The 13241-nt window shown below is 67.3% G+C and carries 16 protein-coding genes; 7 read left to right on the top strand and 9 right to left on the bottom strand.

Annotated features, from left to right (window positions below; genetic code table 11):
• Positions 1-50: 50 nt before the first annotated feature.
• Both ACFWBU_RS20585 and miaB read right to left on the bottom strand, forming a co-directional pair.
• On the bottom strand, positions 51-596 hold the full coding sequence (locus ACFWBU_RS20585) for a hypothetical protein (protein WP_169620638.1): 546 nt from the start codon (positions 594-596) through the stop codon (positions 51-53).
• The gene (miaB, locus tag ACFWBU_RS20580; RefSeq protein ID WP_169620637.1) at positions 593-2122 is read right to left on the bottom strand and encodes a tRNA (N6-isopentenyl adenosine(37)-C2)-methylthiotransferase MiaB; all 1530 of its coding nucleotides are present in this window, start codon (positions 2120-2122) and stop codon (positions 593-595) included. Before miaB ends, ACFWBU_RS20585 begins: the two co-directional genes overlap by 4 nt.
• A 221-nt stretch (positions 2123-2343) precedes the next feature.
• Between miaB and gluA the strand changes: the two genes are divergently transcribed.
• The 4 genes from gluA to ACFWBU_RS20560 all read left to right on the top strand — a co-directional run bounded on the left by gluA (position 2344) and on the right by ACFWBU_RS20560 (position 5721).
• On the top strand, positions 2344-3072 hold the full coding sequence (gene gluA, locus ACFWBU_RS20575; RefSeq protein WP_169620728.1) for a glutamate ABC transporter ATP-binding protein GluA: 729 nt from the start codon (positions 2344-2346) through the stop codon (positions 3070-3072).
• Positions 3073-3176: 104 nt separating this feature from the next.
• The gene (locus ACFWBU_RS20570) at positions 3177-4010 is read left to right on the top strand and encodes a glutamate ABC transporter substrate-binding protein (RefSeq protein ID WP_169620636.1); all 834 of its coding nucleotides are present in this window, start codon (positions 3177-3179) and stop codon (positions 4008-4010) included.
• A 131-nt stretch (positions 4011-4141) separates the two neighbouring features.
• Positions 4142-4822: an amino acid ABC transporter permease gene (locus ACFWBU_RS20565; RefSeq protein WP_169620635.1), complete on the top strand. Its 681-nt coding sequence runs from the start codon at positions 4142-4144 to the stop codon at positions 4820-4822.
• Positions 4819-5721 carry an amino acid ABC transporter permease gene (locus ACFWBU_RS20560; protein WP_169652393.1) on the top strand — a complete coding sequence of 301 codons (903 nt, stop codon included), beginning with the start codon at positions 4819-4821 and terminating at the stop codon, positions 5719-5721. Before ACFWBU_RS20565 ends, ACFWBU_RS20560 begins: the two co-directional genes overlap by 4 nt.
• 4 nt (positions 5722-5725) lie before the next feature.
• On the opposite strand, the gene recX is transcribed toward ACFWBU_RS20560, so the two are convergent.
• The 6 genes from recX to ACFWBU_RS20530 all read right to left on the bottom strand — a co-directional run bounded on the left by recX (position 5726) and on the right by ACFWBU_RS20530 (position 10192).
• Positions 5726-6367, bottom strand: coding sequence for a recombination regulator RecX (recX, locus tag ACFWBU_RS20555; RefSeq protein WP_378529103.1), 642 nt, complete (start codon positions 6365-6367; stop codon positions 5726-5728).
• A gap of 97 nt (positions 6368-6464) precedes the next feature.
• Positions 6465-7505 carry a recombinase RecA gene (recA, locus tag ACFWBU_RS20550; RefSeq protein ID WP_169620632.1) on the bottom strand — a complete coding sequence of 347 codons (1041 nt, stop codon included), beginning with the start codon at positions 7503-7505 and terminating at the stop codon, positions 6465-6467.
• 202 nt (positions 7506-7707) lie between these two features.
• The gene (locus ACFWBU_RS20545; RefSeq protein ID WP_169652395.1) at positions 7708-7902 is read right to left on the bottom strand and encodes a DUF3046 domain-containing protein; all 195 of its coding nucleotides are present in this window, start codon (positions 7900-7902) and stop codon (positions 7708-7710) included.
• Between the two features lie 85 nt (positions 7903-7987).
• A complete protein-coding gene (locus ACFWBU_RS20540) occupies positions 7988-9133 on the bottom strand; it encodes a glycosyltransferase (RefSeq protein ID WP_378529102.1) in 1146 nt (381 codons plus the stop codon).
• Positions 9134-9172: 39 nt separating this feature from the next.
• Complete coding sequence (locus ACFWBU_RS20535) at positions 9173-9892, bottom strand: PIG-L deacetylase family protein (protein WP_378529101.1); 720 nt, start codon at positions 9890-9892, stop codon at positions 9173-9175.
• A 123-nt stretch (positions 9893-10015) separates the two neighbouring features.
• Positions 10016-10192: a hypothetical protein gene (locus ACFWBU_RS20530; RefSeq protein WP_169620629.1), complete on the bottom strand. Its 177-nt coding sequence runs from the start codon at positions 10190-10192 to the stop codon at positions 10016-10018.
• A gap of 250 nt (positions 10193-10442) precedes the next feature.
• On the opposite strand from ACFWBU_RS20530, the gene ACFWBU_RS20525 reads away from it, so the two are divergent.
• The 3 genes from ACFWBU_RS20525 to ACFWBU_RS20515 are packed head-to-tail and all read left to right on the top strand — an operon-like array spanning position 10443 to position 12342.
• Positions 10443-11039 carry a biotin transporter BioY gene (locus ACFWBU_RS20525; protein WP_169620628.1) on the top strand — a complete coding sequence of 199 codons (597 nt, stop codon included), beginning with the start codon at positions 10443-10445 and terminating at the stop codon, positions 11037-11039.
• Positions 11040-11059: 20 nt separating this feature from the next.
• Positions 11060-11740: an energy-coupling factor ABC transporter ATP-binding protein gene (locus tag ACFWBU_RS20520; protein WP_169620627.1), complete on the top strand. Its 681-nt coding sequence runs from the start codon at positions 11060-11062 to the stop codon at positions 11738-11740.
• Entirely contained in the window at positions 11737-12342 is a 606-nt protein-coding gene (locus ACFWBU_RS20515) for an energy-coupling factor transporter transmembrane component T family protein (RefSeq protein ID WP_378529100.1), read from the top strand. The genes ACFWBU_RS20520 and ACFWBU_RS20515 overlap by 4 nt, the downstream gene beginning before the upstream one ends.
• 25 nt (positions 12343-12367) lie before the next feature.
• Here the strand turns inward: ACFWBU_RS20515 and ACFWBU_RS20510 are convergent, their stop codons facing one another.
• A complete protein-coding gene (locus tag ACFWBU_RS20510) occupies positions 12368-13129 on the bottom strand; it encodes a hypothetical protein (RefSeq protein WP_378529099.1) in 762 nt (253 codons plus the stop codon).
• Between the last annotated feature and the right edge of the window lie 112 nt (positions 13130-13241).

Genomic DNA, 13241 nt, shown 5'->3' with positions numbered 1-13241 from the left:
CCCCTCCCGGAATCGGGAGGGGCACCGTCGTCTGTAGCGCCGGGGGATCTCTACGTGTCGCGGAACAGCCGCGGGCGGTCGTTTTCGGCGACGACGCGACGCAGGTCGCTCTCTGCTTCGAGTTGTGCGGACGTCCGCGCCCACACCACGCGTGCCCAGTGGAAGACGATCACCATCATCGCGAACCAGCCCAGGACGACTCCGAAGCCCGGGCCGCTCGCCACCGACTCGACGGGCAGCGTCTGACGTGTCCAGATCGAGAGCATCCCGAACACGAGTGTGACCGACGAACCTGCCAGCGTCACCCAGGCCAGCACCCATTTGCGGGTGAGCAGCGCCAGGATCGAGCCGAGTCCGCCGAAGATCAGGGCGAACCACACGAACAGCCGGGACGGGAGGGCGATCTCCTGCGTCACGGCGTCGGGGGCGAAGGCCAGCACCTCCCAGCCGTTCGCCGAACCCGCGTGCGGCAGAGCGAACGAGCCGAGCAGCACGAGCACTGCGATCGCCACGACCATCGCACGCGCACCGGGATCGATCTCTTTGGCGGCGTTCCGTTCGGCGGCCTCGAGGCCGGCACGGATCTCCTCGGTCATGCGTTACATCCCATCTGGGTCGGGAGGTCGGCAGGAGCACCGATCGTGGGCAGGCCCAGACCCACGCCGATCGGCGGAGTCTTGGGGAGTTTGCCCTGCTCGAAATGGTCTCCGGCGCGGGTACGGCGGTGGGTGAGTATCGGGTTGTCGGCGATGAGGTGGTGCGGCGCCGCCCCGGTGACGACGACTGTGATCACGTCGCCGGGACGAACAGCGGTGTCGATGTTGCCTTCGGGACGGAAGTGCACGAGGCGCCCGTCGCGTGCGCGCCCGCTCATGCGCGCGGTCTCGGCGTTCTTGCGCCCTTCCCCGGCGGCGACGAGCAGTTCCACCTCGGTACCCACGAGTTCGCGGTTCGCCTCGAGGGTAATGCGCTCCTGGAGTGCGATGAGCCGCTCGTAGCGTTCCTGGACGACTGCCTTGGGAACCTGGCCGTCCATCTCGGCTGCCGGGGTGCCGGGGCGCTTCGAGTACTGGAAGGTGAACGCACTGGTGAAACGGGCCTGTTCGACGACGTCGAGAGTGTCCTGGAAATCTTCCTCGGTCTCGCCGGGGAAGCCCACGATGATGTCGGTGGTGATCGCGGCGTGCGGCATCGCGGCGCGCACCCTGTCGATGATGCCGAGGAACCGGTCCTTGCGGTAGGACCGGCGCATCGCGCGCAGGATCCGGTCGCTGCCGGACTGCAGCGGCATGTGGAGCTGCGGGCAGACATTCGGTGTGTGCGCCATCGCTTCGATGACGTCGTCGGTGAACTCCGCCGGATGGGGTGAGGTGAACCGCACACGCTCGAGGCCCTCGATGTCACCGCACGCACGCAGAAGCGAGGCGAAGGCGCCGCGGTCGCGGGGCTGTTCGGGATCGGCGAAGGACCGGCCGTACGAGTTGACGTTCTGCCCGAGCAGCGTCACTTCGAGGACACCTTCGTCGACGAGGGCTTTGACCTCGGCGAGTATGTCGCCCGGACGCCGGTCGACTTCCTTGCCCCGCAGCGACGGCACGATGCAGAACGTGCAGGTGTTGTTGCATCCGACCGAGATGGACACCCATCCCGCGTACGGCGACTCCCGCTTGGCGGGAAGCGTGGAGGGGAAAGCCTCGAGGGAATCGAGAATTTCGACTTCCGCGCGGCGATTGTGACGCGCCCGCTCGAGCAGCGCCGGCAGGTTCCCGATGTTGTGGGTGCCGAAGACCACGTCGACCCACGGGGCCTTCTGGACGACGAGACTGCGGTCCTTCTGCGCGAGACAGCCTCCGACCGCGATCTGCATGTCGGGGTTCTCGTCCTTGACCGGCCGCAGATGACTGAGGTTGCCGTAGAGCTTGTTGTCTGCGTTCTCGCGGACTGCGCACGTGTTGAAAACAACGAGGTCAGGGGACGTTCCCGGGGAAGCACGATGAAAACCGGCGTCCTCGAGCAATCCGGACAGTCGCTCGGAATCGTGCACGTTCATCTGGCAGCCGTATGTGCGGACTTCGTAGGTCCGGGCAGCGGCGCGGGAGACATTCTCGTCGATCAGTGACACGTCTCAGGGTAGCTCACGCGGACGAGGGGTCTTCCCGCCGGTGACGTCGGGCGACCGACGAACCGGTCTGTTCCGGTGGCGGCCGTAAATTTTCCGTGACAGCATTCACTCCACGGCCCGAAATGCGAGGAATCGGCGCAAGGACCGCATAAGGTCTCCCCATGACATCACCGGCAGCCGGGACGGAGAAGCCGTCCGACAACTCGGACAGCACCACCTCGATGATCTCCCTCTCCCGAGTCGACAAGCACTTCGGCGACCTTCACGTGCTGCAGGACATCAACGTCGAAATCCCTCGTGGGCAGGTCGTGATCGTGGTCGGTCCCTCGGGATCGGGAAAATCCACACTGTGCCGCACCATCAACCGGCTCGAACCGATCGACTCGGGAGAGATCCGGGTCGACGGCACGCTGCTTCCCGCCGAGGGCAAGGCTCTCGCGAAGCTCCGTTCCGACGTCGGCATGGTGTTCCAGTCCTTCAACCTCTTCGCCCACAAGACGATCCTCGAGAACGTGACGCTCGGGCCCGTGAAGGTGCGGAAGATGAAGAAGGACGACGCACGCGAGACCGGCATGCGGCTCCTCGAACGCGTGGGCATCGCCAACCAGGCCGACAAGTACCCCGCGCAGCTTTCGGGTGGCCAGCAGCAGCGCGTCGCCATCGCGCGGGCGCTTGCCATGAACCCGAAGGTGATGCTGTTCGACGAGCCCACGTCGGCGCTCGATCCCGAAATGGTTCAGGAAGTCCTCGACGTCATGACCTCGCTGGCGAAGGAGGGCATGACGATGGTCGTCGTGACCCACGAGATGGGCTTCGCCCGCAAGGCCGGCGACCGGGTGCTGTTCATGGCGGACGGCCGGATCGTCGAAGACACCGACCCGGACAGCTTCTTCACCTCGCCCAGTTCCGATCGCGCCAAGGACTTCCTCGGCAAGATCCTCAGCCACTGAGCCGACCTCGTGGGCGTACTGCCCCGTGAGGTCCCTGCAAGCGCCGGTGCGGAGATGTCCGCGCCGTTTCCACCCGCACGACACCCGCAAACCGGAGGTACTCGATGAAACTGTCCCGCTCGATCCGCCTGGGCATCGGCATGATTGCCCTTGCCGTCACCGCGACGGCCTGCGGCGGCGACGAGACGCGCAGCGTGTCGGATTCTGCCGAGAACGGCAACCTGACCGTCGGCATCAAGTTCGATCAGCCCGGGCTCGGCCTGCGCAACCCCGACGGAACCTTCACCGGGTTCGACGTCGAGGTTGCGAAGTACATCGCCGGCCAGCTCGGCGTCTCGGAAGAGAACATCGAGTTCAAGGAAGCCCCGTCGGCACAGCGCGAGACGCTCATCCAGAACGGTGAGGTCGACTACGTCGTCGCGACCTACTCGATCACCGATTCCCGCAAGGAGAAGGTCGACTTCGCCGGCCCGTACTTCGTCGCCGGCCAGTCGCTGCTGGTGCGCTCGGACAACACCGACATCACCGGCCCCGATTCGCTCAACGGTGGCAAGCGTCTCTGCTCGGTCGCAGGTTCGACCCCGGCGCAGAAGGTCAAGGACACCTACGCGCAGGACGTCCAGTTGCAGGAATTCGACACCTACTCGGCATGCGTCGAGGCGCTGCGGAACGGGGCCGTCGATGCGGTGACCACCGACGACATCATCCTCGCCGGCTACGCAGCACAGAGCCCCGGCGAGTTCAAGGTCGTCGGTGAGCCGTTCACCGAGGAGCGTTACGGCATCGGCGTCGCCCTCGGCGACGACGAGTCGCGCACCGCGATCAACGACGCGATCGAAGAGATGATCTCCAGCGGAGCATGGGAATCTGCGTTCCAGGAGACGGTCGGCGCGTCGGGCTACCCGCTCCCCGAAGCACCGTCGGTCGACAAGTACTGAGTAGAACCCGGCACCGGTCGATCCGGTTCCGGAAGTCCCCGCCGAAGTAGCGCCCGGCCGGTTCGTCGACGACGTCGCGAACCGGCCGGACCGCTCCGGCAACCGCCCTCCCCTCGATCCGGAGTAGACCTGTGGATCTGTTGAGCAAGTACGGAAGCCAGCTGCTCGATGCGTTCTGGACCACCATCCAGCTGACGGTCGTGTCGGCGATCGGCGCGCTGGTCCTCGGAACGATCCTCGCGGGCATGCGGGTTTCCCCCATCCCCGTCGCGAGGGCCATCGGCACCGCCTACGTGACCATCTTCCGTAACACGCCACTGACGCTGATCATCATTTTCTGCCTGTTCGGGTTGTCTCAGACACTCGGAGTGAAACTCGCCTCGGAGTCTTCCCCGACGTTCCTCGTCGACAACAACTTTCGCCTCGCGGTGCTCGGTCTGACCGTGTACACCGCCGCGTTCGTGTGCGAGTCCCTGCGCTCGGGCATCAACACCGTGTCGCTCGGGCAGTCCGAGGCCGGGCGCTCACTGGGCCTGACCTTCGGGCAGAACCTCCGGCTCATCGTGCTGCCCCAGGCATTTCGTGCGGTGATCGCGCCGCTCGGTTCGGTGCTGATCGCCTTGACGAAGAACTCGACCATCGCCTCGGTGATCGGTGTCTCCGAGGCGTCGCTGCTGATGAAGACGATGATCGAGAACGAAGCCGCGATCTTCGCGATCGGTGGCATCTTCGCCCTCGGGTTCGTGATCCTGACCCTCCCGACCGGCCTGCTCTTCGGCTGGCTCAGCAAGCGATTCGAGGTAGCACGATGAGTGCCAGCGGAAGCGTTCTCTACGACGTACCGGGCCCCCGCGCGAAGGCGATCTACCGGATCCTGTCGGTGGTGGTGGTCGCGCTACTGCTGCTCGCCGCGTGGTTCATCTACCGAGCACTCGACTCGCAGGGTCAGCTGACCGCGGCGAAGTGGGAGCCGTTCCTCGAATCGACCAGCTGGACAACGTATCTCCTCCCCGGCATCCGGGGAACGCTCATCGCAGCGGCCGCATCGATCGTTCTGGCGCTGATTCTCGGTGCTGTGCTGGGCATCGCGCGCATGTCGGATCATCGCCCGGTACGTATCGTCGCCGGCACCATCGTGGAACTGTTCAGGGCCGTTCCCGTCCTGATCCTCATGATCTTCGCCTACCAGGTGTTCGCCGAGTACCGCGTGTTCAAGTCGGATTATCTGGCACTCGCTGCGGTGATCACCGGCCTGACGCTCTACAACGGATCGGTGATCGCCGAGATCGTGCGAGCCGGCATCAACTCGCTTCCCCGCGGCCAGACCGAGGCCGCATCGGCGATCGGCATGCGGAAGAACCAGGTCATGCGGCTCATCCTGCTGCCGCAGGCGGTCACGGTGATGTTGCCGGCGATCGTGTCGCAGATGGTGATCGCGCTGAAGGACTCCGCGCTCGGCTACCTCATCGGATACGTCGAAGTAGTGCGTTCCGGACAGCAACTCGGCGCCTTCTTCTCCAACTACCTGCCGTCGCTGCTCGTGGTGGCCGCCATCATGATCGTGCTCAACAGTGCTCTGACCCAGTTCGCGACGCGACTCGAGAAGCGTTTGCGTTCCGGACGCGGGAAGAAGGGCGCAGTGCCTGCGGAAAGTCCTCAGACGATCCCTGTGCTGGCCGTCCCGGGCATGGACATCACCGACAAGCGGTGACCTGTCAGTCGGCGGGCAGGTCGCCGGTGTCGGCACCGAGGGCCGCGAGTTCCTGCCGCACCACGTCGAAGGCCATGCCCTGCGCGTAGCCGCGTCGTGCCAGCATTCCCACCAGCCGCCGCACCACCTTGTCTCGCTCGAGCGCACGTTCGCGCCGGTCGCCCTCGGTGGACAGCGGCGGCTGGGTGCGAAGCTTCTTCCGGACCAGTTCGACGGCGCGCTCTCGTTCGTCGTCGCTGTCGATCCGGTCGAGGGCCGCTTCGGCGTCGTCGGCGTCGATGCCCTTGCGCCGCAACTCGAGCGCGATCGCACTTTTTCCTCTGCCGGAGTACAGGTGACGTGACCGCGCCCATTGCTGGGCGAAGTCCGCGTCGTCGATCAGTCCCACCTCGGTGAGACGGTCGAGGGTGCGTTCGGCGACTTCCGCTGTGAAGCCTTTCTGCTCGAGCTTCGCGGCAAGTTCGGCGCGGCTGCGGGCGCGATCGGTGAGCAAGCGAAGGCACACGTCTTTCGCCTGTGCTTCGGTTCCTCCGCCGGGCCCCTTGCCGGTGCCCCGGTCGGTGCGGGAACTGCGGTCGGGCCCGGAGCTTCGCTCGGATCTGCGTCGGCTACTCCCCCGAGTGCCCCCTCGGCTGCTGTCGTCCATGCTGCGGACACTAGAGGAGGACACCGACGGGATACGAGGAAGGGACCGACCACACCGGTCGGCCCCTTCCTCACGAACCTCGTGGAAGTCTCGAACTCTAGAAGTCTGCGGGCTCTTCGGCCTCGCCGGCGGTGACGACCGCCCCGATGCCGAGCTTCTCCTTGATCTTCTTTTCGATCTCGTCGCGCACGTCGGTGTTCTCGAGCATGAACTTTCGGGCGTTCTCCTTGCCCTGTCCGAGCTGATCGCCCTCGTAGGTGTACCAGGAGCCCGACTTCCGAATGAAGCCGTGCTCGACACCCATGTCGATCAGCGAACCTTCCTTGCTGATGCCGTGTCCGTACAGGATGTCGAACTCTGCCTGCTTGAAAGGAGGCGACACCTTGTTCTTGACGACCTTGACGCGGGTGCGGTTGCCCACCGCGTCGCCGCCGTCCTTGAGCGTCTCGATCCGTCGCACATCGAGACGCACGGAGGCGTAGAACTTCAGCGCCTTGCCACCGGTGGTGGTCTCGGGGCTGCCGAACATCACGCCGATCTTCTCGCGCAACTGGTTGATGAAGATCGCGGTGGTGCCGGAGTTGCTGAGCGCGCCGGTCATCTTGCGCAGTGCCTGGCTCATGAGCCGGGCCTGCAGGCCGACGTGGCTGTCGCCCATCTCGCCTTCGATCTCGGCTCGGGGCACGAGAGCCGCCACCGAGTCGATCACGATGATGTCGAGGGCACCGGAACGGATGAGCATGTCTGCGATCTCGAGAGCCTGCTCACCGGTGTCGGGCTGGGAGACCAGCAGCGCGTCGGTGTCGACTCCGAGGTTGCGGGCATATTCGGGGTCGAGCGCGTGCTCGGCGTCGATGAAGGCGGCGAGACCGCCGTTCGCCTGTGCGTTTGCCACCGCATGCAGTGCCACCGTCGTCTTACCGGAGGATTCCGGCCCGTAGATCTCGACGACGCGGCCACGCGGGAGACCACCGATTCCGAGCGCGACGTCGAGAGCGATCGACCCGGTCGGGATCACTGCGATGGGCTGGTGGGCTTCCTCCCCCAGTCGCATCACCGAGCCCTTGCCGAAGTTCTTGTCGATCTGCGCGAGGGCGAGCTCGAGCGCCTTTTCGCGATCGTGAGTCTGTGCTGCCATGTTGGTCCCCTTCATCGAATCTCGTCCTGCTTGTCGACGACGTTAGAAGCCGGTACCGACAAGTTCGCTGCGGCGAGCACAGAACGTCTCTTCTGTGGATGGATTCGCTGCGTGTGGACGGCGTCGTCACCGCCCGGCCATATCAGCATAGACGAACATCTGTTCGAATGGTCGGAACAGGGCACTCCCCGCTGCGCTGCGGTCACCGTCGCGCCGGTGGCACATCGAACTCTTCGCACAAAGCCCGCCACACCTCCCGAGGTTCCTGGCCTGCCTCGATCGCCTGGGCGGCGGTACGGCCACCCAGTTCGAGGAGCACGTGGTCGCGCAGCAGGGCATCGCCGTGCATCTGCCCGAATTCGTCTCGGACCATCTCGTGGAATTCCGTCAAGCGCACGGCCCCACGGTAGTCGTCCCCGACGACACGGTGCCGCATCCGCCCGCGGCAATTCGATCTTCCCGAGTTCCTCACCGCACATGCTTCAGCGGAGGGCAGTCTCGCACACCGCGACCGGGTCCTCGACACTTCCCGCCGTGGCAGCCGCGGCGCGGGCCGCCGCCGCGAACTCCGGGCGCGACAACACCGTCTCCACCGCGGTCCGCACCGCGCCCGCATCCAGCGGCCGGACGACCACGGCGCTGCCCTGCCGGGCCGCACGGTTCGCAAGCTCCCACTGGTCGCCTTCACCGGGAACGATCACGGCGGGAACTCCGGCGCTGAGCGCCTTCGCCAGCATTCCGTGCCCTCCGCCGCACACCACCACGTCGGCGGCACGGAGCAGCACGTCCTGACGGCCGCGCCCCGCGACCGCCCAGTCCGGCAGCGAACCGGCCGGCGGGTCGAGCATCGTCGCCGCCACCCGCATCCCCGTACCGCTCAGCCCCTCGCACACCGACTCGACCAGTCCCACGACACCGGTCGTGGCGGTCGACGGTGCCACCATCACCAGCGGCCCGGTGCCGGACGGAGGCTCGAGCACCACGTCGGTGGGTTCCCACAGCAGCGGGCCGACGACGTGGGCGTGCGCGGGCCAGTCGGGCCGGGGCACCTCGAGGGCGGGCACGGTCGCGACGAGGCGCGCGCACGGTCCGGGGTCCCGGGCCGGCAGGCCGATCCCGATCCGCGCGTCCGCCCTGTGCCGGACACCTTTACGCACCGAACTCGCGGTCATGGCACGCAGCACGGTGTCCCGGAGGCGTCCTGCCGCTCCGGTGCCCACGGCGAGCCCGCTTCCGATCGGCGGCAATCCTCGAGACGGGAGGTAGAGGGGGTGCGGCGACAATTCGATCCAGGGAATGCCCAGGCGCTCGGCCGCCATGCCGCCCCCGGCGGTGATGACGTCCGACACCACGAGGTCCGGGAGCAGAGCGCTGAGGTCCTGGAGCATCTCGGTCGCGATGTGAGCGGCCCGCCCATGGATCTTGGCCCCGGCATCCACGTCGTCATCGTCCGACCGCGGAGCCAGCCCCTTGAGCTCGGCGACGGTCACGCCCGGAACATCGATGCCGAACCAGCGCTCACCGGTGAACAGGATCGCCTCGTGGCCGGCGGCGGCGAACCGGCGCGACAATTCGATCGCCGGAATCGCATGGCCTGCATCGGGTCCTGCCACCACTGCCACTCGCACGCAGCTCAGACTGCCACAGCCGATCAGGACGGTCCGCTGCTACCCCGCGACGGTGAACAGTTCGAACCCGACGGCACGCTCGGCCGGGAACCCCGGCAACGCTCCCGACGACATCTGCACCTGTGCCCGGGCCTGCTCGTCGACGTCCACGGTGCTCAGCGCCTCGAGATATCGCCGGTGCGCCGCGAGCGAGCGCTCGGCGGTCTCGACAGTCTCGGTGACGTCGACCGCGTGCGTCGGTGACGGAGTGTTCACCGCGATCCACCGCACACCCGGCCAGGGTTCGAGCCCGTCGCGGGTCAATTCCGGAAAGATCCACTCGTTGGCGGCGTCGGCCACCGCGTCGAGGACGCAGATGCCGAGTGCACGATGGTCCGCGCTGTTGAGGATTCCGGGGAACCAGGTCTCCCCGAAATGGGCGGTCACGACCATCTGCGGCCGGTGCCGCCGGATCGCGGCCGCGATATCGCGGCGCAGTTCCGGACCCGCGACGAGCAGGCCGTCGGCGTGCCCGAGGAACTCGACCGATTCGACCCCGACGATCCGAGCGGACTCCCGCTCCTCGTCCTCACGTACAGGCGCGGATTGTGCCGGCGGAAGACCGGCGATACCCGCTTCGCCACGTGTCGCGAGGACATACCGCACGTCCTTGCCCTGCCGCGTCCATCTCGCGACTGCCGCCGCCGCGCCGTATTCGATGTCGTCCGGGTGCGCCACCACCACGACAGCGCGTTGCCAGTCCTCCGGTACAGGATCCATGCACTCACTATCCACCCGCACGGTCCGGCTCACCGGACTCCGGGACACACCGCGCGGACGAAGACCCGGCGGTACCTCTACCGCCGGGCCCCCTCTCTGCCGCCGTGGCTGTCCACCGTCCGGTCAGAACCGGGTGACGTGGTCGTCCCTGTCACTGCGCGACATCGCTTTGTACAGCAGATATCCACCGAAGATGATCGCGCTGAGTACGAGGATGCCGAACAGGTGGTCGAACAGGGCGCCGATCACCGCGAGGCCCACCCACACGAGTGCGACCATTCCTACGATCTTCCAGAACATCGTGTTCTCCCGCCTGGCACCTGAGCACCGTCGCTGTCGTACACACTCGATCCTCACACCGTCACGACGGAAAAACACCACGTCATCGCGTAGTTCAGGAAAAGATCAGGGGATACCCGCAGCGCGCGGCCCGGCCGTCTCAGGGGTGCACCCCGAACGGGGGTGGTGGCGTGGGGACCCTCCTGGACCCTTACGCTCTACACGTTCGATCCCACTGCTACTCGACCCGCCGTCAGAAGGCTGAGAAAACGTGTCCTCGACCCGTCGTATGCCCGCTCGCGATCTCGCGCAGATCGCCGTCTTCGCCGCTCTGATCATCGCGCTGGGTCTGCCCGGCCAGATCACCATCGGCTCTTCCGGCGTCCCCATCACCCTGCAGTCTCTCGGTGTGATGCTGGCCGGCGCGTTGCTCGGCGCCCGGAAGGGTGTCCTGTCGGTGACGACGGTGATCGTGATCGGTCTCGCACTCCCCGTGCTGGCGGGCGGACGTACGACGCTCACGTCCCTGGCCGGACCGACCGCGGGTTTCCTGATCGGCTGGATTCCCGCCGTCGCCGTCATCGGGTGGCTGAGCATGCGGATGCTCCCCCGGTACCGGACAGTGCTGGGTGTCGGAGTGAACGTGCTCGGCGGCATCGTCGTCCTGTACGCCCTCGGGATCGCCGGCATGGTGCTCCGGACCGACCTGACGGTGTGGGCCGCGGCCGCCGCGAACGTCGCCTTCCTTCCGGGCGACCTGATCAAGGCTGTCGTCGCCGCTGCGGTCGCGGCGCAGGTCCACCGGGCCTACCCGGCGCTCCTCGCCGCCCGGATCCAGCGGCAGCCCGCAGCCGACCCGACGCACTGACGGACGGAGCGCACCGGTCGATGAGCGAAATCTGCTTCCGGCAGGTCCGTCACTCCTACGGTGACCGGACCGTCCTCGACGGCATCGACCTGACGCTGACCGAGCGACGGGTCGGCATCGTAGGGGCGAACGGGAGCGGGAAGTCGACGCTCGCGCGCATGATCAACGGTCTCGTGGTGCCCTCCGCCGGCGCCGTGACGGTCGACGGTTTCGACACCGCGAAGAAGGGCCGGGAGGTCCGCAAGCGGGTGGGCTTCGTCTTCACCGATCCCGACCATCAGATCGTGATGCCGACGGTCGCGGAAGACGTCGCATTCTCTCTGCGACGCAGCGGACTGGGGAAAGCGGAGCGCGCCGACCGGGTGCGGGAGGTGCTCGCCGAGTTCGGTCTCGCCGGGCACCACGATCATCCGAGCCACCTGCTCTCCGGTGGGCAGAAACAACTGCTGGCACTCGCGGCGATCATGGTCACCGACCCGGACGTGCTGGTGGCCGACGAGCCCACCACCTTGCTGGACCTGCGCAACACCAAGCTGATCGCCCGCACGTTCGCCTCGCTCCGCCAGCAACTCGTGGTGGTGACCCACGCCCTGGATCTGCTCACGGAGTTCGACCGCGTCCTCGTGGTGGACTCGGGTCTGATCGTGGCCGACGACGAACCCGGACCGGCCGTCGCGTACTACCGGAAGCTGATCGGGTGAACACCTTCGGCCTCTACCACCCCGGGACGTCGGTGCTGCATCGAGTGCCTGCCGGACCGAAGCTTGTCGTCACCGCAGCGATCATCGTGGTCCTGAGCCTGTGGATCCGGCAGCCCTGGCAGGTTCTTCCGGCTGCCGTACTCGCGGTGATCGCGTACACGGTTGCACGAATACCCCTGCGGCTCACGGTGATCCAGTTGCGGCCGATCGTGTGGATGCTGGCGTTCGTCGGCGCGTTCCAATGGATCGTCGCGGGCTGGGAACGCGCTGTCGTGATCTGCGGTTCACTGCTCGTCGCCGTCGCACTCGCCGCGCTCGTCACCTTGACGACACGCATGACGGACATGCTCGACGCGATCGTGTCCGCCGCGCGGCCGCTGCGCCGTGTGGGCGTCGACCCGGATCGTGTCGGTCTCGTGCTGGTGATGACCATCCGCGCGATCCCGCTGCTGGGGGCGGTGGTGACCCGGGTGACGGAGGCACGCAAAGCCCGCGGACTCGGATTCTCGCTGCGCGCTCTGGTCGTGCCGGTCGTGGTCGGTGCGCTGATGACCGCCGAAGCGATGGGTGAAGCGCTCGCCGCGCGGGGCGTCGACGACTGAGGGCGGGCTTTCGGTCGCGCGCCGGCTACGGACGGCCGCGATAGCGCCGCTCGATCTGCGCGACGTCCTGCCAGGACAGTGCCCAGCTTTCGAGCTTGTCCGACGTGGTGATCAGCTCCGCTCGATGCTGTTCGAGCAGCGCCATCGAGCGGCTGCCCTCCGGGGCGGCAGCCAGGCGGGCGGCGGCCGCGACGAGCTCCTCGTACTGGTCGACGCCCGACTCGAGCCGCTGACCCGCAGCGGTGATCGCCGTGTCGAGGTGTGCACCTGCCGCCGCACTCCCCCGCGACGCCGCTTCGAGCGCGACGACGTCTTCGACCACTGCGTCGAGCGCGGCCGACGCCGCACGCGCCGCCTCACCGATCTCGTCGAGGTCGTCGGCGGCGACAGCGCCGGATCGTGCGATGACGGCGAGCAGCCGGGCCAGGCTCTGCTCGTCGGCGGACAGGCGCTCCATGGGGGCGCGCGCCACCGAGCCTGCGGGAGGCAGAGTCCGGCGGCCCGGTCCGGGTGGAGGTAACGGGAGCGCGTCGAGGCGGCGGAACGTCCGCACCGCCATGACTGCGGGAACGACGAATGCGGCTGTCGCTCCGCCGGTGGCGACGATCGTCCAGTCGGGCGCCGACGCGGCGATGAGTGTGGCCGTACCGATACCCCCGGTGCCGCCTGCTGCGCCGAACAAGCGGGCGCGACGACGGGCCCGGCGCTTCTTGCGACGAAGTCGCGCCGCGGGATCACGCCAGCGGCGGGCAGCATCGACCGCAGCGCCCGTGGCGTCTCTGAGCACGGCAGCGGGGGGGGCGGGGAATGTTGACGCCCCGGCCCGGGCGCGGGGGGTGATGGGGGGGGGGACGTTGGGGGGGGGGGGGGGGTTTAAAAAAATACGCACCCCCCAGACA

Source organism: Rhodococcus sp. NPDC060084, from assembly GCF_042730335.1.
Taxonomy (GTDB): domain Bacteria; phylum Actinomycetota; class Actinomycetes; order Mycobacteriales; family Mycobacteriaceae; genus Rhodococcus.
The sequence above is the reverse complement of the archived record's forward strand: the minus strand, read 5'-3'. Positions and strand labels throughout refer to the sequence as shown.